We start from the raw sequence: 18,166 nt of genomic DNA on the forward strand, positions 1-18,166 counted from the left end.
GTCATGGGACTTTCTCATTTCAAACCAGCGCAAGCCCAGCAAGGCGTGGCGCTGGTGGAGTTCACCCTGGTGCTGCCGTTGCTGCTGTTGTTGCTGCTGGCCTTCGGCGAGTTCGGTCGCATGCTCTACCAGTACAACGTGCTGTTGCAGGCCAGCCGCGATGCCGACCGCTTCGTCGCCAGCCAGGCGTGGAACTCCACCCTCGGCGCCGTCGCCTTGGGCGGCACGCTCCTGACCCAGACGAAAAACGTCGCGGTGTATGGCGTGCCCAGCGCTACTGGAACCGCCGTGGTGTCCGGGTTGACCACGGCTAACGTGCAGGTCGCCGCCGTGGGCATTGATCATGTGCGCGTCACCATTACCTACACCTTCTGCCCGGTGATTGGTGCGGGCAGTTGCAATGGGTCGATCCCCGGTTTTTTTGGCAACGCCATTCCGCTGGGCATCCAGTTGGTGGCGACCACCGTCATGAGGGCGCTCTGATGAACAATAAGCACATGCGCGGCACGTACGTCGTGGAGTTCGCCTTCGTTGGCCTGCTGGTGTTCACCCTGCTGTTCGGGGTGCTGGAAATGGGCCGGTTGTATTTCACCGTCAACGCCCTGGATGAAGCCGCACGGCGCGGTGCGCGTCTGGCGGCGGTGTGCAACATCAGCGACCCGGTGGTGTTGCGCCGGGCCATCTTCAACGCCGCAACGGACGCCGGGACCAGTCAACTGATCAGCAGCCTGGCGACCACGAACCTGGCGCTGACCTACCTGGACGTCGATGGCGCCGTGGTGGCGAACCCCGGCGACACGTCCAGCGCCACAGGGTTTCGTGCCATCCGCTATGTCCGGCTGAGCGTGCAGAACTTCGTTTTCAACCTGTTCATTCCCGGCTTAGGCGTGCCCATCACCTTGCCCACGTTCCGGGCAACCTTGCCACGCGAAAGCCTTGGGCGTCATTCCGATTCCGGGGAGATCACACCATGCTGAACACCAGGGAAACTCCGCTTTCGACCGCGACTGGCAGAGCCGGGCTGCGGATACTGATCAGCAGTCGCGATGCCACGTCCCTGCGCGACCTGCAATGCGTCTGCCAGCGCATGCCTGGCCTTGAAGTGAGCACGCGCCTGGTCAGCAACGGCCATGTCGACCCGCTCTACGGCCTGGACCGCATGCCCGACCTGCTGCTGCTACGCGTCAGCCACCTGTGGCGTGAAGAACTGTCGGCGTTGCTGCAACGTCCGGCCCATGAACGTCCGCCGATGCTGGTGTGTGGCCCTTTGGGTGAGCAGGAGGGCATGCGCCTGGCAATGCAGGCCGGCGCCCGGGACGTGCTGCCCGAACCCATTGCCGATACCGAATTGGTGGCGGCGTTGAATCGCCTGGTCGCGGATGTGCGCCTGGGCAGTGGCAACGAGGGCAAGCTGGTCGCCGTGATCAGCGCCAAGGGCGGCTCCGGCGGAACCCTGGTGGCCTGCAACCTGGCCCAGCAGCTCAGCGCCCGGGCAGGCAATACCTTGCTGCTGGACATGGACCTGCAATTTGGCAGCGTGACCCATTACCTGGACGTGGCGCAGTCCCACAGCCATCTGGAAGTGCTGCAGCAGATCGATGACATGGACAGCGTCGCGCTGCGGGGTTTTTGCAGCCACTTCAGCCCGACCCTGCACGTACTGGGTGGCCGGGCTGGCGAATTGTGCCTGCCCCAGGACGCCCAACCGGAACAGCTCGACGCCCTGTTGCAACTGGCCCGCGCCAGTTATGACTGGGTGGTGGTGGACCTGCCGCGGCAGATCGATCACCTCACCGGTTCGGTGCTGGAACAGGTGGACCGGGTGTACGTGGTGGTGCAACAGAGTGTCAGCCACCTGCGCGACGCCAGTGCCCTGGTGCGCATCCTTCGCGAAGACCTGGGCGTGCGCGGGGATCAGTTGCAGATCGTGATCAACCGCTATGACAAAAACGCCGCCGTCAGCCTCAAGGACATCGGCGAGGCCCTGCGTTGCACGAACCTGTCGAAATTGCCCAATGACTTCAACCTGGTCAGCCAGAGTCAGAACACTGGCGTGCCGTTGGGGCTGCATGCGCCGAAGGCGGCAATCACCGCCGCCCTGCGCGATTTGACCGAAGACCTGGTCGGTCACCAGATGGCCACAGACAAGGGCCTGCTTAAACGTGCCTTCAACCGTTTTTTCGGGGGATGACCCATGATCAGCGACTTTCGTAACCGCTTGCGCAAACAGCCCATCAAACCTGGCGCTTCAGCCGACGCCCAGCCCGGCGACGGCCAGCCGGACCCGACAGCCGCGTTGATGGCCTGGGAGCAGGCCATCCCTGACGTGCTGTACGAAACCCGCAGCCAGGTCACGCCGGTGGAGGCCGAGTGGCGGGAAAAGATCTACCAGCAATTGCTCAAGGTCATGGACCTGTCGTTGCTCGATGCCCTGGAACAAGTCGAGGCCGCGCGGCAGATACGCGATATCTGCCAGCGTCTGCTCGAGGAACATTCGGCACCGGTGAGTACCGTCAGCCGTCAGCTGATCATCAAGCAGATCACCGACGAAGTGCTCGGCCTCGGGCCGCTGGAACCGCTGTTGGCCGACCATAGCGTGTCCGACATCCTGGTCAACGGGTTTGCCTCGGTCTATGTCGAGCGCTTCGGCAAGCTGCAGCGCACCGACGTGCGTTTTCGCGATGACCAGCATTTGCTGAACATCATCGACCGCATCGTTTCCAGCTTGGGGCGACGTATCGACGAGTCCTCGCCCTTGGTGGACGCCCGGCTCAAGGACGGTTCGCGGGTCAACGCGATCATTCCACCGCTGGCCATCGACGGTCCGAGCATGTCGATCCGGCGCTTCGCCGTGGACCTGCTCAACACCGACAGCCTGATCCAGGTCGGCACCATGACCCCGGCCATTGCCTTGCTGCTCAAGGCCATCGTTCGCGGGCGCCTGAACGTGCTGATCTCCGGCGGGACCGGCAGCGGCAAGACCACCATGCTCAACGTGCTGTCCAGTTTCATTCCCCACAACGAACGCATCGTCACCATCGAGGATTCGGCCGAGTTGCAACTGCAGCAACCCCACGTGGTACGCCTGGAAACCCGCCCTTCGAACATCGAGGGACGCGGCGAGGTGAGCCAGCGGGAGTTGGTGCGCAACAGCCTGCGGATGCGTCCGGACCGCATTGTCATTGGCGAGGTGCGCGGCGCCGAGGCGCTGGACATGCTCACGGCGATGAACACCGGCCACGACGGCTCCCTGACCACCATTCACGCCAACACCGCACGGGATGCGTTGGGGCGAATCGAGAACATGGTGTCGATGACCGGGGCGACGTTTCCGATCAAGGCCATGCGTCAACAAATTGCCTCGGCCATCGGTGTAGTGATCCAACTGGAGCGTCAAGAAGACGGCAAGCGACGCGTGGTGAGCATGCAAGAGATCAACGGGATGGAAGGGGAGATCATCACCATGACCGAGATTTTCTCCTTCGTGCGCCAGGGCATCGGCGAGCACGGCGAGGTGCTTGGGGAGTATCGGCCCAGTGGCATGATCCCGGCCTTCCGCGATGTGCTCGCCAAGCGCGGCATCGAATTACCGCTGGCCCTGTTTCGCCCTGAGTGGATGGAGGGCCGCACGTCATGAGCAATATCCCCAGTGAGTTCATTCTGATTTTCCTTGGCATGGTATTCATCGCCGTGTTCCTGCTGTCCCAAGGCGTGGTAGTGCCGGTGTTCGGCGAGGCCGGGAAAATGCGCAAGCGCATTCGCGGGCGCCTGCATGTGCTGGAGAAGGCCAACCACTTGCCCAACATGCAGACCGTGTTGCGGCAGAAATACCTGACGCGCCTGTCCCCCTTGGAAGCCCGCCTGGAACAGCTGCCGTTCATGGCCAACCTGACCCAACTGATCGAGCAGGCCGGGCACGAGTACCGGGCTTATCGGGTGATGCTGCTCGGTCTGATCCTGGGGGGGGCGGCCGGTGCCTTGGTACTGATGCTCTCGCAGGTCTGGTGGCTGGCGCTGCTGGCGGCATTTGCGCTGACCTGGCTGCCGGTGCTGAAAATCCTGCGTGACCGCAACAAGCGTTTCGCCGCGTTCGAGGAAGGTTTGCCAGATGCACTGGACGCCATGTGCCGGGCCTTGCGTGCCGGGCATCCGTTCAACGAAACCCTGCGTCTGGTCGCCGAGGAGCACAAGGGGCCGGTCGCCCAGGAGTTCGGCATGACGTTTTCCGACATCAACTATGGCAACGATGTGCGCCGGGCCATGCTCGGCCTGCTGGAGCGCATGCCGAGCATGACGGTGATGATGCTGGTGACCTCGATCCTGATCCACCGCGAGACCGGCGGCAACCTGACCGAAGTGCTGGAGCGCCTGAGTCGCTTGATTCGCGGGCGTTTCCGTTTCCAGCGCAAGATCAGGACGCTGTCGGCGGAAGGGCGCATGTCGGCCTGGGTGCTGGTGGCGATCCCGTTCGTGCTGGCGATCGCCATCGTACTCACCAGCCCTAGCTACATGCCGGTGCTGATCAATGACCCCATAGGGCACAAGCTGATCATCGGCGCGTTCTGCGCCATGTTGATCGGGATTTTCTGGATAAAAAAAATCATCCGGATCCAGGTATAAGCGCTGTTGCGCCGAGAGGTTTGAGTCATGGACTTTTTGCTCGGATTGTTGAGTCGGTTTACCGGCAACGAAGAGCTGGCACGCCTGTTGTTCGTCACCGTGGTCGGCGTCAGTACGGTGTTGGCGGTCGTCGCGCTCATGCTATTGATGCTGGGCCTGCAGGATCCGGTGCAGCGGCGCCTGGCGCTGATCAAGCGCGGTTACGCGGGCAACACTGTGGGACAGGAGGCGCCCAGTAACCTGCAGCTCTTGCTGGAACGGGTTGGTCAGCGCTTTGCCTCGACCGATCAGGCCCACACGTCCGCCACCCAGACCTTGCTGACCCATGCCGGTTACCGGTCTGCCTCGGCGGTGCAGATGTATTGGGCGGTGCGCCTGATGTTGCCGTTGTTGATGGTTGGCGTTGCGTTGTTGCTGCTGCCGATGGTCAAGGTTTCAGTGGCCATCGGCCTGCTGGCGGTGACCCTCGTGGCGGGCATTGGCTGGTTGCTGCCGGCGATCTACGTCGGCAAACGCAAGCAGGCACGGCAAGGCCGGCTGCGTGCCGCGTTCCCGGATGCACTGGACTTGATGGTGGTTTGCGTCGAGTCGGGCCTGGCCCTGCCCACGACGATCGAGCGGGTGGCCGAAGAGATGTCGGTCAGCCAGGTTGAACTGGCCGAGGAGCTGGCGCTGGTCAATGCGCAGATCCGGGCGGGCATCACCAGCACCGAAGCGCTCAAGCAACTGGCCGTGCGTACCGGACTGGAGGATATCCAGGGTTTGGTCAGCCTGCTGGCGCAGAGTATCCGTTTCGGTACCAGCGTGGCCGATACCCTGCGGATCTACGCCGATGAGTTTCGTGACCGGCGTACCCAGGCTGCGGAAGAAATGGGGGCCAAGATTGGCACCAAGCTGATCTTTCCGCTGATTTTCTGCCTGTGGCCGAGCTTCTTCCTGGTTGCCATTGGTCCGGCCATGATCGGTGTGTTCAGGGCTTTCGGGAATATGTAGATCGGTGGTCTTATGTTCACCACAGTCCCATTGTGGGAGCGAGCTTGCTCGCGATGGCGGCCTGACGGCTGGCCTTGCTCTTGTTGACCGGGGGCCGGGTACATATCCATTCCTGCGGTAACGGCTGCTTAGGGTTCCGCCCTGACGGCGGCTCACTTTTGAGAAGCCCGGAAGCCGGCCCAGTCAAAAGTAAGCAAAACGCTCTTGCCCCACCACTCGGCACCTCGCCTAGGCTCGGTGTGCCCTCTCTCCGGCATTGCTCCGTGGGCCGCCGCGAAGGGCCATCCATGGCCGCGGCTATCCCGGCATCCATGCCGGGATGCCCACTACGCAATGCCTACGTTCGGCGATCGTGGTTAACGGGGCGCCCGAGATCAACGTCCACCCCGAGGCGGCCTAGTAGCCGACCTGGCTCTCCCGGTCGTACACCCATCAGCTCTGTTTGAGCAGGACCTGTGGGAGCAAAGCTTGCTCGCGAGGCGGCCTGACAGCCGACCTGGCTCTCCCGGTCGTACCCCGATCCCATTGTGGGAGCGAGCCTGCTCGCGAAAGCGGTGGGTCAGTTTGCATGGATGTTGGAGATGAAGGCCGCTTCGCGAGCAAGCTCGCTCCCACAGGTGATCTTGGGTGTCCATGAGTCTTGTGTTCACCCCAGGTCCATTGTGGGAGCGAGCCTGCTCGCGATAGCAGTGGGTCAGTTGCATGAGTGTTGGGGGCCCCAGGTATTTCCGGCGGTCAGCCAAAAGACCGCAGCCCCCGGCAGTTCCTACATCGGATCAAATGTAGGCGCTGTCGAGGGCTGCGGTCTTTGCGTTTCCAGCATGCTTCATTTGCTGCTGGTGATTTCTCCTGCCGAGTCCTGGTCAAAGAATTCCGGGATCGGATAGTTGAAGCTGTTGAGCCAACGCTGCATGGCCATCTCGCGTTCGGCGGCCGAGGCGGTTTGCAGGTTGGTGGAGGCCACCACGCCGCGAATCTGCAGTTGCATCCAGCTCTCGGTGCCTTGCTGTGCGGGCGAAGAGGGGCCTGGGTCAATGGCCCAGGCGCTGCTGGAAAGGCTCACCATGCAGGCGATCATCAATTGTTTGGTCATCATTTCTTGGACTCCTCGTAACGCTCTACTTGACCGCGCCGGTTGAGGCGTCGACAACCTCGGTCAGGCGGTTGGCTTGTGACGTCACTGCGTTAGCGGCCGAACCCCTGATTTTTTCCGCACGGGCTTGGGCATCTGCCACTTGTTGGGGGCTCAGCTTGGCCATGTTCGCGAGCTCGGCGGCCTGCTTCCAGTTGTCCTGGTAGATCAGCAGGGTCACCATGTTGAGCGCTGCCAGCGTGTCTGACTGCTGGAGCTCCATCGCGGTCATGAACTCGAAGCGGGCTTCTGAAATGCGTCGTTGATTGAGGTAGACGACCCCCAGATCGTTGCGGATCTTGCCTTCGGTCGGAGCCATTTTCGCTGCGCGCTCGAGGTATTGCGTAGCGGTCGCATTGTCATTTCTTGCGGCCGCCAACTGGCCAAGGCCATGTTCGCCGTCTGCGGCCAGGCATGTCCCGAGCAGGCTTTTGTACAACGGTTCGGCCTCGTTGCGGCCCATCAGGCGCAGCACCCGAGCCTTGCGCAGGCGGACCTGGACCAAGTCCTCGGGCAAGCGTTCGAGGTTCGCCAGGCTGGCGTACAAACGACCTTCGTTGGCCATGTCTTCAGCCATGTTCAGAGCCAGTTCCTGATCGGATTCGGGCTTGGCGCACTGAGTCGAGCGTGAAGCCACTACGCCGTTGCTGGCACAACCGGCGAGCATCAAGGTCGCCGCTATTGCGATCACTGCTTTCATTGAATGCCCCTTGGCAAGCCGTTGGACAATAGGTGCTTCGCACATCTGGCGCCGGCTCATTGGGAAAGCCCGCTGCGGTTGTCGAACTCGCCATGTTCGAGGAAGTACATACGGTAGAAATTCGGGTCGTAATTACGCAGTTGCTCGCCCGGCAACGTCGGCAGTTGCGCGTCGGCGGCCAACGGTTGGACCAGGTGCGGCGTGACGATCATCAGCAGCTCGCGCTCTTCGCGGTTGATGGAGTTGTCGCGAAAGAACGCGCCGAGAATCGGTATATCGCCCAGTCCTGGAAACTTGTTCACCTGGGAGCTGTTGCGGGTGCTGATCAGGCCGCTGATGACGAAGCTTTCTCCATCGGCCAGGGCGATGCTGGTGTCGGTACGACGTACCGTGAGCGCTGGCACCAGTGTCCCGGCGATGTTCACCGCGTTGGTGAAGTCCAGCTCACTGACTTCCGGTGCCACCTTCAGTGCGATGCGATTCTTGCCGATGACGGTGGGGGTCAGGGTCAGGCGAATACCGAATTCCTTGTACTCGATGGACACGTTGTCGCTGCCGGCACTGGGCACCGGTATCGGTACTTCGCCGCCGGCCAGGAAGCTCGCGCTCTGCCCGCTGAGGGCCACCAGGCTCGGCCGCGCCAGGGTATAGGCGAAACCGCTGCCTTCCAGTGCGTTGATCATCAACAGCGTTTTACCGGTGGCAAAAGACAGGTTGAACATGTCGTTATTGACCGGCAATGAAGGCCGGACAATACCGCCGACGGTGGGCAAGGTCCTCGGCGAACCGAACAGGAAGTTGCCACGGGTGCCGAAAATCGAAGTCGAGGCTTCCTTGAGTTTGGTCCGGCTGACTTCAACGAAACGAATGTCGGTCTGCACCTGGGCGAGCAGCATCGGATCTTCGGACGGTATGCTCGCAGCGCCGGTCAGCGCCTCGGTGGCCCGGCCTTTGACAAAGACCATGCTCTGGCGCGGTATCTTCGAACAGTCGGTCCAGACCATCAGGCTGGTGGCGCCTGGCGCCAGGCCCGTGAGAATAAACGCATCGTTGCCACTGGGCTGCACATCGGCAATTTTCGGGTCGCCGACTGCCAACTTCGTCACGGGGGCGAGGATGCGCAGTTCGCTCTGGAGCCCTTGGCCGACCTCGAAGGTTGCCGGCAAATTGTCCAGTTGCGAACAATTTGCCGCTGCGGCCTGGGCCGCATCCAAGCCAAGACCCATCCAGAACAGGCCATGAATGAAATGTTTTAGAACGGGAGCAGTACGATGGGTCATGAAGTGATCCTCGATGAAGAGACCATCCCTAGGCTTAACTATTTGCCTCGGATCACTTAAGAGGCCCGGGCTACCCCTTTCCATCTCACCTGACGGTCCATTGGGTCCGGTTTCAGGCCTCGTTGCTACCAGCAAACGGGCGCATTTCACCGGCCTGACTGAACGACAGGCTGCTTGCAAACGACTTTTCGGTACCCGGGGGCTCCGGGATTTTCGAAGGCAACGACGGTGTCGATCAAATCGCTTCAGGAGCGTTTTGCCGACCCTGTCATCGCTTCTGTTTGACGGTAGTTCAAGCATGGCAAAGCGCCACGCCTTGAATAAAAAAAATGACTAAAAAGTGACGGAAGGGAAAAACTCGCGCAAGCGTGCGTCAATAATCTGTCTTTTTGTGTTGTGAAGGAGATTTGCAGGAGCCAGATCCGACAGGGGGAGGCGAGGCCTGCGAGCCATTGCTGGTCGCAGGGGCTGGCGGATATCAGGCCAAGTGGTAGTGCACTGACAGTGTTCCTTTCTTCTGCGAAAGCGAGGCGATGGTGACTGTTCCCAGGTCTTGCAGGCGCTGCACGTGAGTGCCGCCGCAACCGTAGGCGGCAAGCTCACCGAAACCGACTTCGCGCAGGCCTTCGCGTAACGTGATCAGGCGCGGCAGGTCGTTGGCAATCCATTCGTCGATGCCTTGCTGAATGATCGAGATGTCCAGTTCCTGAGGATTTCCCCCCGGCTGGAACTGCACGCGGCTTTCACCGGGCCAATGGTGGGCCTTGATCGGTGTCCAGCCACGGGTTTCGGCGAAATGGCCGATCAGATGCCCAGCCGAGTGCAGGCGCGCATTCAGCTGCCGACGCTGCGCATCCACGCTGATCGCAGCCGTGCCCAAGGCCACCGGACGGTCGACGTAATGGACGATCTGTGGCCCTTCCTGGACCACGCGCAGCACCTGGCTTTCACCGATCCATCCGGTGTCGCAGGGCTGACCGCCACCCTGGGGGTGGAACAGCGTGGCGTGCAGCACCACGGCAAACTCATGGTCCCGGGGGCTGCAATCCAGGACTTCCGCGTTGGCCTTGAGGTCATCGCTATGGAAAAAGAGGCGAAGCGTCATGTGCCATACCCACATCAGAAATTGTGACGGGATTATAGATAGAGCGTAAAAGGGTGATAATCCGTTCAAATTTCAATGGACTGTTGCGCCATGAGCACAAATCTACCGTTGCCGTTGCTGGCCGAAATGGCCATCTTCGTCAAGGTCGTGGAGACCGGCAGCTTCTCCGAGGCGGCCCGCCAGTCAGGTTCATCACCGTCGGCCATCAGCCGCAGTATTTCTCGCCTGGAGAAAGCCCTGGCGACCCGTTTGTTGCAACGCACCACCCGCAAGTTGCGTTTGAGCGATGGCGGGGAAGAGGTGTTCAAGCGCTGTCAGGAAATGGTTGCCGCCGCTCGGTCAGTGATGGAAATCAGCGGGCAGTTCACCCAGGAGGCTGAAGGCCGCATCCGCGTCAGCGTACCCAAGGCGGTGGGGCGTTTCGTGATTCATCCGCACATGCCCGAATTCTTGCGTCGTTATCCGAAGGTCGATGTGGAGCTGTTCCTGGAGGATAGGCAGGTTGACCTGATCGACGATCATGTCGACCTGGCCATCCGGATTACCGATCAACCTCCGGTCGGGCTGGTGGGGCGTCAGTTGCTGACCATCGATCACCTGCTTTGCGCCACGCCGCAATACCTGGCCGAACATGGGACGCCCACACATCCTCATGACCTGTTGGAACACAGTTGCATTTACCTGGGGGTGACCCCGAACGACGCGCGGTGGAAATTCAAGAAAGGCAGCAAGTCCGTCACCGTCGGCGTGCACGGGCGCTACGCGGCCAATCACACGGGTGTGCGGTTGGGGGCCGTCTTGCAGCACATCGGCATTGGCAGCCTGCCGTACTTCACCGCCCGCCATGCCTTGGAGCAAGGCTTGATCGTGCAGGTATTGGCCGACTGGACGTTCCTGGCTTCCTATCACGGTGGCTTGTGGTTGCTGCATTCCCCGACTCGCTACCTGCCGCCCAAGCTGCGGGTGTTCATTGATTATCTGGTGGTGTGCCTGGAGAAAGAGCCGACCTTGAGCACGGTGGGCGGCGGGAGTGGCCCTAGCAAGGTCGTGACGGGTTATGAGTTGCCGGAGAGTGATGGATTGTTTTGACCGGCCTCATCGCGAGCAAGCTCCCACAGGTGAGCGATGGTGAGCTGCGGCTTCTGTGGGAGCGAGCTTGCTCGCGATGGGGCCCGTCCAGGCAAAACACTTTGGCAAGGCAAAAAAAAGCCCGCCGGGTTAATCGTGCGGGCATTTGCATGACGGATCGCAATCAGTGCTTGCTGTCCTGGTCCGACATCGCCAGCAATTGCTTTTCCTGGTTCCAGTCGAAAGGCTCGTCGTTTTGCTCGGCTTCGAAACGACGCTCCTCCAGGGCCTGGTACAGGGCGATTTCTTCGTCGGGCATGTAGTGCAGGCAGTCACCGGCGAAGTACCAGAGCAGGTCGCGAGGCACCAGGTGGGCGATCTGTGGGTAACGGACGATCACTTGGCACAGGAGGTCCTGGCCCAGGTACTGGCTTTCGATCGGGTCGACGGGCAGTTGCGCGCGCAACTCGTCGAAGCGCTCCAGAAACAGGGCATGGCTTTCTTCGGGCACCTGTTCGGCCTCACCCACGGCGACCAGGATGCTGCGCAAGTGGTCAAGCAAGACAAGGTGATCGGCAACGACATTGGACACGAGATAAGTCCTCAAGAGCAAAACGGGCGCAGGAGTATAAAGCCCTTGCGCCCGCTTTTATAGATGAGGAGCGTAGCTGGCCGTCAGGATCAACGGACCTTGTCCTGCGCCAGCCTCAACTCGTCCTTATCGAAGTCATCCACATCGATGACCTTGCGCCGCGCCGCCTCGGCCGCGCGCAAGGTCTGCGCTTCACCGGCTTGCAACACACCCGCTTCCAGGGCCGCATCGATGAGGGGTTCGCCCGGCGCTGGGTTGAGTTGACCCTGCTTGAGCGCCACGTGCAGTTTCTTGTGCAGCGGATGGGCGGCGGCCAGCAGGTCGGCGGCGTGTTGCAGGGCGCCCACCGGATCATCGGCGGATTGTGGGCGATAGCAGCCCTGCAGCAACTCTTCGAGGGTCGGGTCACCCTTGGGCCGACCGATGACCGCCGCCACCTCGGCGTCGAGCCTGTCGCTCGGGCCCTTGTGACGACGACCGAAGGGGAACACCACCAGGCGCAACAGGCAACCCAGCACCCGGTTCGGGAAGTTGCTCAGCAGTTCATCCAGCGCACGTTCCGACTGGCCCAGGCTTTCCTCCATGGCCCAGGTGAACAGCGGTGTCATGTGGTCCGGCGAGTCCAGGTCGTGATAGCGCTTGAGTGCGGCGGACGCCAGGTACAGGTTGCTCAATACGTCGCCCAGGCGGGCCGACAAGCGTTCCCGGCGTTTGAGTTCACCCCCCAGCAGCATCATGCTCAGGTCCGCCAGCAGGGCGAAGGCCGCAGCCTGCCGGTTGAGGGCGCGGAAATAACCTTGGCTCAAGGCATTGCCGGGAGCCTTCTCGAAATGCCCCAGGCCGAGGTTGAGCACCAGCGTGCTGGCGGCGTTGCTCACGGCAAAACCAATGTGCTTGAGCAGCAAGGCGTCGAATTCGACCAGCGCCTGGTCCTTGTCTTCACGGCTTGCCAGGGCCATTTCCTTGAGCACGAACGGATGGCAGCGAATGGCGCCCTGGCCAAAGATCATCAGGTTGCGTGACAGGATGTTCGCGCCTTCGACCGTGATGAAGATCGGCGCACCTTGCCAGCTGCGACCCAGGTAATTGTTCGGGCCCATGATGATGCCCTTGCCACCATGCACGTCCATGGCGTGGCTGATGCACTCGCGGCCGCGTTCGGTCAGGTGGTACTTGAGAATGGCCGACAGCACCGAAGGCTTTTCCCCCAGGTCCACGGCGTTGGCGGTCAGCATGCGTGCAGCATCCATCATCCAGGCGTTGCCACCGATGCGCGCCATGGCTTCCTGGATACCTTCGAACGCCGACAACGGTACGTTGAATTGCTCGCGCACCTGTGCGTACTGGCCCGTTACCAGGCTGGTGAACTTTGCAGCACCGGTGCCCACAGCCGGCAGGGAAATCGAGCGCCCGACCGACAGGCAGTTCATCAGCATCATCCAGCCCTTGCCGAGCATGGCCTGGCCGCCAATGAGGAAGTCCAGCGGGATGAACACGTCCTTGCCCCAGTTCGGCCCATTCATGAACGCGGCGCCAAGGGGCAGGTGACGTCGGCCGATATGCACGCCAGGGGTGTCGGTGGGAATCAAGGCGAGGCTGATGCCCAGGTCTTCTTCGTCACCCAGCAGGTGGTCGGGGTCATACGCCTTGAAGGCCAGGCCCAGGAGGGTGGCCACCGGGCCGAGGGTGATGTAGCGCTTTTCCCAGTTCAGGCGCAGGCCCAATGTTTCCTGGCCTTCCCATTCACCCTTGCAGATGACGCCGGTGTCGGGCATCGCCCCGGCGTCGGAGCCGGCCAGTGGCCCAGTCAGGGCGAAGCAGGGAATATCGTCGCCACGGGCCAGTCGCGGCAGGTAATGGTCGCGTTGTTCATCGGTGCCGTAGTGCAGCAGCAGTTCCGCCGGGCCGAGGGAGTTGGGGACCATCACGGTGGAAGCCAGGTCGCCGCTGCGCGTGGCCAGTTTCATCGCCACCTGGGAGTGGGCATAGGCGGAGAACCCCTTGCCGCCGTATTCCTTGGGGATGATCAGTGCGAAGAACCCGTGCTCCTTGATATGGGCCCAGGCTTCAGGCGGCAGGTCCATGGCCTGGCCGATCTGCCAGTCGCTGACCATTGCGCAGAGGGCTTCGGTGGGGCCGTCGAGGAACGCTTGCTCCTCCTCGGTCAGTTGCACCTCGGGGTAGGCCAGCAGCAAGTCCCAATCCGGGCGGCCGCTGAACAGTTCGCCGTCCCACCACACCGTGCCGGCGTCGATGGCGTCGCGCTCGGTCTCGGACATGGGCGGCAGGGTTTTCTGGAACCAGTCGAACATCGGCGCACTGAAATACCGACGGCGCAGGTCCGGTAGCAGCAGCGGGGCCGCGACAGCTGCGAGTACCACCCAGAGGATCAGCAGCAGCCAGCCGGGCGCATGGCTGAAAATGCCCATGGCCAACAGGTAGACCGCGACGATACCCAGCGCGGGCAGCGGGGCGATGCGCCGGTGCGCCAGCCAGGCGATCCCGACGACCAGGACCAGTATCCACAACAACAGCATATGTAATCCTCCGTGAACCAAGGCAAAACCGACCTTCAGAGCTTAGACGGCATCTGCAAAACCGGCGGTCAGCGCAATGTGATTGATTTCGTGGGAAACCCTGGGTGCATGGCGCCAGTCTGGTTGGCAACAGCCGTGGGAAATCGTTCGTTAACAAGGTGAGAAAACGCCATTGTTTGGCCGGAATGCCGTTATCGCTGGCCGGGGGGCTGTGGATAAACTCGAGGCAAGCGGTGATGTTTCTCGAGAGGTCTTCCTTTTATGCAGCAATACCTGAACCCCGGCCCCTTCATCGACAGCGATCACCCCGCGGTCATCGACTTCACCGAAGCCCACCGCGGCGCCGATCGCGACCCGCTGGCGCAAGCGGTCAGCCTGTATTACGCCGTGCGCGAGGCGGTGCGCTACAACCCCTACACCTTCAGTCGCGACCCGGCGACCCTGCGCGGCAGTTACGCGCTGGCTGCCGGCGAAAGCTATTGCGTGCCCAAGGCTACCTTGCTGGCCGGCTGCGCCCGGCATTGCGACATCCCGGCGCGCATCGGCCTGGCGGATGTCCGCAATCACTTGTCCACGCCGCGCTTGCTGGAATTGCTCAGGAGCGACGTGTTCGCCATGCACGGTTATACCGAGCTGTACCTGAACGACCGCTGGGTCAAGGCCACGCCGGCATTCAACCAAGGGCTGTGCGAGTTGTTCGACGTGGCCCCGCTGGAATTCGACGGTCGCCACGACAGCGTTTTCCACCCGTTCAACCGGCGGGGGGCGAAGCTGATGGAATATGTCACCGACCACGGCCAGTTCGCCGATGTGCCCGAAGCGTTCTTCTTCGAACACCTGGAAAAATGCTACCCGCACCTGTTCGGCGCGCAGGTGCCGCTCTTGCTCGGCGACATGCAGGATGATTTGAGTCGCGCCTGATCCGGCGTATGCTGCTGCGGCATTTATCCATCGAGGGACGCCGTGATGCTGAAGATATGGGGCCGGAAGAATTCATCGAATGTGCGCAAGGCGTTGTGGTGCGCAGAAGAGTTGGGGCTGGCCTACGAGGCCATTGATGCGGGCGGGGCATTCGGTGTGGTGGACACGCCCGAGTACCGTGCGAAAAACCCCAATGGTCGGGTGCCAATGATCGAAGACGACGGCTTCGTGCTCTGGGAATCCAACACTATCGTGCGTTACCTGGCTGCTCGCCATGCGTCGGGTTCGGCCTGGTACCCCGCTGACATACAGGCACGGGCCCAGGCTGAAAAATGGATGGACTGGACCACCTCCAGCTTTGCCGCACCGTTTCGCACGGTGTTCTGGGGCGTATTGCGCACCCCGGTCGAGCAACAGGACTGGGTGGCCATCAACGCGGCGATCAAAGAGTGCGACGACTTGCTGGCGATGGTCGAGCAGACCTTGAGTGAGCAGCCCTACCTGTCGGGTGCTGAAATCGGCATGGGCGATATTCCCCTGGGCAGTTTCATTTATGCCTGGTTCGAGATGCCCATCCAGCGCGCTGCGCTACCTAACGTGCAGGCCTGGTATGCGCGGTTGCAGCAGCGTCCGGCCTACCGCAAGGCTGTCATGACCGCGTTGACTTAATACTTACTATCGACACACTTGACTGTACTTGTGCGGCGACGCCGAGCACCATTGCCTTCGTGCGCCGTGGTTGCATTGCTCGCCGCCCGCCCTTATCTATTCTTTTCCTCCCTCCCTTCTTGGTGCGTAATCCGATATGAGTTCCGCTCTGTCCATCCGGCAGCTAACCAAAACCTACGGCAACGGTTTCCAGGCCTTGAGTGGTATCGATCTGGATGTCGCCGAAGGTGATTTCTTCGCCTTGCTCGGCCCCAATGGTGCTGGCAAATCCACCACCATCGGCATTCTTTCCACGTTGGTGAACAAGACCAGCGGCACGGTGAACGTCTTTGGTCATGACCTGGACCGCGAGCCCGCCGCCCTCAAGCGCTGCATCGGCGTGGTGCCCCAGGAATTCAATTTCAACCAGTTCGAGAAGACCTTCGACATCGTCGTGACCCAGGCCGGTTACTACGGCATTCCGCCGAAGATCGCCAACGAGCGCGCCGAGCAGTACCTGACCCAACTAGGCCTGTGGGACAAGCGCGACGTGCCGTCCCGTTCATTGTCCGGCGGCATGAAGCGGCGCCTGATGATTGCCCGCGCGCTGGTGCATGAACCGCGTCTGCTGATCCTCGACGAACCGACCGCCGGCGTGGACATCGAACTGCGTCGTTCGATGTGGACCTTCCTCACCGAGCTGAACCAGAAAGGCATCACCATCATCCTCACCACCCATTACCTGGAAGAGGCTGAACAGTTGTGCCGCAACATCGGCATCATCGACCACGGCACCATCGTCGAGAACACCAGCATGCGCCAGTTGCTCAGCCAACTGCATGTGGAAACCTTCCTGCTGGACCTGAAAAACGACCTGACGACGGCGCCCCGGCTCATGGGTTATCCGGCCCGTCTGGTGGACGGCCACACCCTGGAAGTCCAGGTGGACAAAGCCGTGGGTATCACCGGGCTGTTCGCCCAACTGGCCCTGCAAAACATTGAAGTGCAGAGCCTGCGCAACAAAACCAATCGCCTCGAGGAGTTGTTCGTGTCCCTGGTGGAGAAAAATCTGGCGAAGGTGGCGGTATGAGCATGAGTTCCGAACTGCGCCCCAACCTCATCGCCCTCAATACCATCGTTTACCGTGAGGTTCGGCGTTTCATGCGGATCTGGCCGCAGACGCTGCTGCCGCCCGCCATCACCATGGTCTTGTACTTCGTGATCTTCGGTAACCTGATCGGCCGGCAGATCGGCGACATGGGCGGCTTCACGTACATGGACTACATCGTGCCGGGGCTGATCATGATGTCGGTGATCACCAACTCCTATGGCAACGTGGTGTCGAGTTTCTTCGGCAGCAAGTTCCAGCGTTCGATCGAAGAGCTGATGGTCTCGCCGGTGTCGCCCCATACGATCCTCATCGGCTATACCCTGGGCGGTGTGCTGCGCGGCCTGGCGGTGGGCTTGATCGTGACCCTGCTGTCGTTGTTCTTCACCCATTTGCAGGTGCATCACCTGGGGGTGACGGTATTGGTGGTGGTGCTCACGGCCACGATCTTTTCGCTGCTGGGTTTCATCAATGCCGTGTTTGCGCGCAACTTCGATGACATCTCCATCATCCCGACGTTCGTGCTCACGCCGCTGACCTACCTGGGCGGAGTGTTCTATTCGATTTCCCTGCTGCCACCGTTCTGGCAAACCGTGTCCCTGGCCAACCCGGTGCTGCACATGGTCAACGCCTTTCGCTACGGCATCCTCGGGGTATCGGACATCAAGATCAGCATCGCCATTACCTTCATGCTGGTGGCGACCTTGGTGCTTTACATCGGTTGTGCGCGGTTGCTGGTCAGCGGGCGCGGGATGCGTACCTAACCTTCCTGTGGGAGCGAGCTTGCTCGCGATGGCGTCAGTATGAACGCCAAAAAAAGGCCTCCATTCCCAGGAGGCCTTTTTTGCATTTCACATCCGGCTTTTCTTGCGCCGCTTCCACTGTCGGGCCACCCACCAGCGCCAGTAACTCATGGTAACGAAGTAGGCGAGGGCGCCGAGTACCAGTCCGGTCACCACAGAGCCGAGCAGGAACGGCTGCCACAAGGTGGACAACTGGCCGCTAATCCATTCCCAGGTCAGCTCTTCGGGCAGCGTCCGGGCGGGCACGTCCATCAGCCAGGCGCCGGTCTGGTAAGTGCAGAAGAACACCGCCGGCATGGTGATCGGATTGGTCAGCCACACCAGGCTCACCGCAATCGGCATGTTGCCGCGCACCGTGATGGCCAGTGCGGCGGCCAGCAACATTTGCAACGGGATCGGCAAGAAGGCGGCAAACAGGCCTACAGCCATCGCCCGGGCGACAGAGTGCCGATTGAGGTGCCAAAGGTTGGGGTCGTGCAGCAGGGTGCCGAGAAAACGTAAGGATTTATGTTCCCGAATGCTCTCTGGGTCTGGCATGTAACGTTTGAAAAGGCGCCGGGGCATAAGGCTTCTCGGTCGGTTCAACGCATTAAGGCCGCAAGTATGTCCGGATTCTACGGCTGACAGATTCAGACTTTGTGACAATTGATAACGCCAGC

General features: G+C 61.4%; 18 protein-coding genes. 11 read left to right on the plus strand and 7 right to left on the minus strand.

What is annotated here, in order from left to right; genetic code table 11:
- The first annotated feature begins 3 nt into the window (after positions 1-3).
- From AB4O22_RS04600 to AB4O22_RS04625, 6 genes are read left to right on the plus strand one after another with little or no spacing between them, the layout of a single operon-like run.
- Entirely contained in the window at positions 4-483 is a 480-nt protein-coding gene (locus AB4O22_RS04600) for a TadE/TadG family type IV pilus assembly protein (protein ID WP_003204330.1), read from the plus strand.
- The gene (locus tag AB4O22_RS04605) at positions 483-977 is read left to right on the plus strand and encodes a TadE family protein (protein ID WP_013694016.1); all 495 of its coding nucleotides are present in this window, start codon (positions 483-485) and stop codon (positions 975-977) included. Before AB4O22_RS04600 ends, AB4O22_RS04605 begins: the two co-directional genes overlap by 1 nt.
- Complete coding sequence (locus AB4O22_RS04610; RefSeq protein WP_003204325.1) at positions 971-2,191, plus strand: AAA family ATPase; 1,221 nt, start codon at positions 971-973, stop codon at positions 2,189-2,191. The genes AB4O22_RS04605 and AB4O22_RS04610 overlap by 7 nt, the downstream gene beginning before the upstream one ends.
- A gap of 3 nt (positions 2,192-2,194) precedes the next feature.
- On the plus strand, positions 2,195-3,637 hold the full coding sequence (locus tag AB4O22_RS04615; protein WP_003204324.1) for a CpaF family protein: 1,443 nt from the start codon (positions 2,195-2,197) through the stop codon (positions 3,635-3,637).
- Positions 3,634-4,620: a type II secretion system F family protein gene (locus AB4O22_RS04620; protein ID WP_003204322.1), complete on the plus strand. Its 987-nt coding sequence runs from the start codon at positions 3,634-3,636 to the stop codon at positions 4,618-4,620. Before AB4O22_RS04615 ends, AB4O22_RS04620 begins: the two co-directional genes overlap by 4 nt.
- Before the next feature lie 27 nt (positions 4,621-4,647).
- Positions 4,648-5,613: a type II secretion system F family protein gene (locus AB4O22_RS04625; protein WP_003204320.1), complete on the plus strand. Its 966-nt coding sequence runs from the start codon at positions 4,648-4,650 to the stop codon at positions 5,611-5,613.
- An 826-nt stretch (positions 5,614-6,439) separates the two neighbouring features.
- Here the strand turns inward: AB4O22_RS04625 and AB4O22_RS04630 are convergent.
- The 4 genes from AB4O22_RS04630 to AB4O22_RS04645 all read right to left on the minus strand — a co-directional run bounded on the left by AB4O22_RS04630 (position 6,440) and on the right by AB4O22_RS04645 (position 9,830).
- Positions 6,440-6,709, minus strand: a complete 270-nt coding sequence (locus AB4O22_RS04630; RefSeq protein WP_013694011.1) for a DUF3613 domain-containing protein — start codon at positions 6,707-6,709, stop codon at positions 6,440-6,442.
- A gap of 22 nt (positions 6,710-6,731) precedes the next feature.
- Positions 6,732-7,445 (minus strand): tetratricopeptide repeat protein, encoded by a 714-nt coding sequence (locus tag AB4O22_RS04635; RefSeq protein ID WP_028237401.1) that lies wholly within the window; start codon positions 7,443-7,445, stop codon positions 6,732-6,734.
- 56 nt (positions 7,446-7,501) lie between these two features.
- Positions 7,502-8,725 carry a type II and III secretion system protein family protein gene (locus AB4O22_RS04640; RefSeq protein ID WP_013694009.1) on the minus strand — a complete coding sequence of 408 codons (1,224 nt, stop codon included), beginning with the start codon at positions 8,723-8,725 and terminating at the stop codon, positions 7,502-7,504.
- A gap of 478 nt (positions 8,726-9,203) precedes the next feature.
- A complete protein-coding gene (locus AB4O22_RS04645) occupies positions 9,204-9,830 on the minus strand; it encodes an alanyl-tRNA editing protein (RefSeq protein ID WP_415239608.1) in 627 nt (208 codons plus the stop codon).
- A gap of 90 nt (positions 9,831-9,920) precedes the next feature.
- On the opposite strand from AB4O22_RS04645, the gene AB4O22_RS04650 reads away from it, so the two are divergent.
- Positions 9,921-10,919, plus strand: coding sequence for a LysR family transcriptional regulator (locus AB4O22_RS04650; RefSeq protein ID WP_223470640.1), 999 nt, complete (start codon positions 9,921-9,923; stop codon positions 10,917-10,919).
- Positions 10,920-11,082: 163 nt separating this feature from the next.
- On the opposite strand, the gene AB4O22_RS04655 is transcribed toward AB4O22_RS04650, so the two are convergent.
- Together AB4O22_RS04655 and AB4O22_RS04660 are read right to left on the minus strand one after the other, a co-directional pair.
- Entirely contained in the window at positions 11,083-11,490 is a 408-nt protein-coding gene (locus tag AB4O22_RS04655; RefSeq protein ID WP_003204309.1) for a PA2817 family protein, read from the minus strand.
- Between the two features lie 89 nt (positions 11,491-11,579).
- Positions 11,580-14,027, minus strand: coding sequence for an acyl-CoA dehydrogenase (locus tag AB4O22_RS04660; RefSeq protein WP_223470639.1), 2,448 nt, complete (start codon positions 14,025-14,027; stop codon positions 11,580-11,582).
- Between the two features lie 261 nt (positions 14,028-14,288).
- On the opposite strand from AB4O22_RS04660, the gene AB4O22_RS04665 reads away from it, so the two are divergent.
- From AB4O22_RS04665 to AB4O22_RS04680, 4 genes are all read left to right on the plus strand, one after another.
- Positions 14,289-14,948 carry a transglutaminase-like domain-containing protein gene (locus AB4O22_RS04665; RefSeq protein ID WP_223470638.1) on the plus strand — a complete coding sequence of 220 codons (660 nt, stop codon included), beginning with the start codon at positions 14,289-14,291 and terminating at the stop codon, positions 14,946-14,948.
- Positions 14,949-14,993: 45 nt separating this feature from the next.
- Complete coding sequence (locus AB4O22_RS04670) at positions 14,994-15,617, plus strand: glutathione S-transferase family protein (RefSeq protein ID WP_223470637.1); 624 nt, start codon at positions 14,994-14,996, stop codon at positions 15,615-15,617.
- Between the two features lie 136 nt (positions 15,618-15,753).
- A complete protein-coding gene (locus AB4O22_RS04675; protein ID WP_123351092.1) occupies positions 15,754-16,686 on the plus strand; it encodes an ABC transporter ATP-binding protein in 933 nt (310 codons plus the stop codon).
- A gap of 2 nt (positions 16,687-16,688) precedes the next feature.
- Positions 16,689-17,468: an ABC transporter permease gene (locus tag AB4O22_RS04680; RefSeq protein WP_003204300.1), complete on the plus strand. Its 780-nt coding sequence runs from the start codon at positions 16,689-16,691 to the stop codon at positions 17,466-17,468.
- 87 nt (positions 17,469-17,555) lie between these two features.
- On the opposite strand, the gene AB4O22_RS04685 is transcribed toward AB4O22_RS04680, so the two are convergent.
- Positions 17,556-18,071 carry a DUF2062 domain-containing protein gene (locus AB4O22_RS04685; protein WP_003204298.1) on the minus strand — a complete coding sequence of 172 codons (516 nt, stop codon included), beginning with the start codon at positions 18,069-18,071 and terminating at the stop codon, positions 17,556-17,558.
- Positions 18,072-18,166: the final 95 nt, after the last annotated feature.

This window comes from Pseudomonas sp. S3_B11, from assembly GCF_054667715.1.

Excerpts from the sequence above, each read along its gene's own strand:
- AB4O22_RS04615 (WP_003204324.1), top strand. The coding sequence starts at position 2,195 with ATGATCAGCGACTTTCGTAACCGCTTGCGCAAACAGCCCATCAAACCT.
- AB4O22_RS04600 (WP_003204330.1), top strand. The coding sequence starts at position 4 with ATGGGACTTTCTCATTTCAAACCAGCGCAAGCCCAGCAAGGCGTGGCG.
- AB4O22_RS04605 (WP_013694016.1), top strand. The coding sequence starts at position 483 with ATGAACAATAAGCACATGCGCGGCACGTACGTCGTGGAGTTCGCCTTC.
- AB4O22_RS04670 (WP_223470637.1), top strand. The coding sequence starts at position 14,994 with ATGCTGAAGATATGGGGCCGGAAGAATTCATCGAATGTGCGCAAGGCG.
- AB4O22_RS04610 (WP_003204325.1), top strand. The coding sequence starts at position 971 with ATGCTGAACACCAGGGAAACTCCGCTTTCGACCGCGACTGGCAGAGCC.
- AB4O22_RS04630 (WP_013694011.1), bottom strand. The coding sequence starts at position 6,709 with ATGATGACCAAACAATTGATGATCGCCTGCATGGTGAGCCTTTCCAGC.
- AB4O22_RS04635 (WP_028237401.1), bottom strand. The coding sequence starts at position 7,445 with ATGAAAGCAGTGATCGCAATAGCGGCGACCTTGATGCTCGCCGGTTGT.
- AB4O22_RS04685 (WP_003204298.1), bottom strand. The coding sequence starts at position 18,071 with ATGCCCCGGCGCCTTTTCAAACGTTACATGCCAGACCCAGAGAGCATT.
- AB4O22_RS04620 (WP_003204322.1), top strand. The coding sequence starts at position 3,634 with ATGAGCAATATCCCCAGTGAGTTCATTCTGATTTTCCTTGGCATGGTA.
- AB4O22_RS04680 (WP_003204300.1), top strand. The coding sequence starts at position 16,689 with ATGAGTTCCGAACTGCGCCCCAACCTCATCGCCCTCAATACCATCGTT.
- AB4O22_RS04640 (WP_013694009.1), bottom strand. The coding sequence starts at position 8,725 with ATGACCCATCGTACTGCTCCCGTTCTAAAACATTTCATTCATGGCCTG.
- AB4O22_RS04625 (WP_003204320.1), top strand. The coding sequence starts at position 4,648 with ATGGACTTTTTGCTCGGATTGTTGAGTCGGTTTACCGGCAACGAAGAG.
- AB4O22_RS04650 (WP_223470640.1), top strand. The coding sequence starts at position 9,921 with ATGAGCACAAATCTACCGTTGCCGTTGCTGGCCGAAATGGCCATCTTC.
- AB4O22_RS04645 (WP_415239608.1), bottom strand. The coding sequence starts at position 9,830 with ATGACGCTTCGCCTCTTTTTCCATAGCGATGACCTCAAGGCCAACGCG.
- AB4O22_RS04675 (WP_123351092.1), top strand. The coding sequence starts at position 15,754 with ATGAGTTCCGCTCTGTCCATCCGGCAGCTAACCAAAACCTACGGCAAC.
- AB4O22_RS04665 (WP_223470638.1), top strand. The coding sequence starts at position 14,289 with ATGCAGCAATACCTGAACCCCGGCCCCTTCATCGACAGCGATCACCCC.
- AB4O22_RS04660 (WP_223470639.1), bottom strand. The coding sequence starts at position 14,027 with ATGCTGTTGTTGTGGATACTGGTCCTGGTCGTCGGGATCGCCTGGCTG.